The sequence below is a fragment of the Acidovorax sp. SRB_24 genome (genome assembly GCF_012931925.1).
On sequence record NZ_MWOM01000187.1, the window covers coordinates 1 to 664 of the forward strand.

The 664-nt window shown below is 65.8% G+C and carries 2 pseudogenes; both read right to left on the reverse strand.

What is annotated here, in order from left to right:
* Positions 1 to 383 (reverse strand): annotated as a pseudogene (locus B2J89_RS21405) (electron transfer flavoprotein subunit alpha/FixB family protein); the annotation flags it as partial.
* A 60-nt stretch (positions 384 to 443) separates the two neighbouring features.
* Positions 444 to 664, reverse strand: a pseudogene (locus tag B2J89_RS21410) (electron transfer flavoprotein subunit beta/FixA family protein); the annotation flags it as partial.

Genomic DNA, 664 nt, shown 5'->3' on the forward strand with positions numbered 1-664 from the left:
TAGATCGGGCGCTCGAACGTGTCGGCAGAGACGACCCGGGTGATGTCGCTGATCTGCGCGACGTCGAGCTTGGCAGCGACGCGCGGCGCGGCGTTCTTGCCGCTGGCGGTCGCCGGAAACAGGATATGGCTGTAGTTCTGGGCGATCGCGAGCACCTGCGCGGCGACGTTCTCGGCCAGGCCGTGCTCGAGCCCCGCAGCGTCGGCGTGCAGCACCTTGGCGACGCCCGCGATCTGGGCCGCGGCCTGTGCGGCCGCTGCCGCGTTGTGGCCCGCGACGAGCACATGCACGTCGCCGCCGCAGGCCGCGGCGGCCGTGACGGTGTTCAGCGTGGCGCCCTTGACGCTGGCGTTGTCGTGTTCAGCAATAACGAGTACGGTCATTTTTTGTTCCAAAAAACTTGATCGGTTGGGGACAGAGCTGAAGGTCTGTCCCGCAAGGCTTCAAATTACCTTCGCTTCGTTCCTGAGTTTGTCGACCAGCGCGGCCACATCGGCCACCTTGATGCCGGCGCCGCGCTTGGCAGGCTCGGCCACTTTCAAGGTCTTCAGGCGCGGCGCGACGTCCACGCCCAGGTCCTCGGGCTTGAGCGTCTCGAGCGGCTTTTTCTTGGCCTTCATGATGTTGGGCAGCGTCACGTAGCGCGGCTCGTTCAGGCGCAGGT